Source organism: Microvirga pakistanensis, assembly GCF_004458765.1.
Classification (GTDB): domain Bacteria; phylum Pseudomonadota; class Alphaproteobacteria; order Rhizobiales; family Beijerinckiaceae; genus Microvirga; species Microvirga pakistanensis.
This window is the reverse complement of sequence record NZ_SPJX01000577.1, coordinates 1-223: the sequence shown is the minus strand read 5'-3', so window position 1 is coordinate 223 and position 223 is coordinate 1. Positions and strand designations below refer to the sequence as shown.

Annotated in this window: 1 protein-coding gene; it reads left to right on the top strand. The window is 63.7% G+C overall.

The genetic code is table 11. The annotated features are described in order from the left end of the window. A partial coding sequence (locus tag E4K09_RS23850; RefSeq protein ID WP_134500168.1) for a response regulator occupies nucleotides 1-223 on the top strand: 223 nt, incomplete at both ends.

Here is a 223-nt window from a genome sequence, read left to right as displayed (position 1 = left end):
GTCCCACAGCCTGAGTGCCGGCTCGCGGAGGCAAGCCGCACCCGTGTTCTCGTCGTTGAGGATGACCTGCTTGTTGGGGCTGTGGCAGCCGAGGCGCTCGAGGAGGCGGGGCTCACAGTTCTGTCCGCCGCCAGTGCCGAGGAGGCCAGCATCATCCTCACTGAGGAGATCATTGACGTGCTGTTCTCGGACATTGACTTAGGAGGGCGGGATGGATGCGATC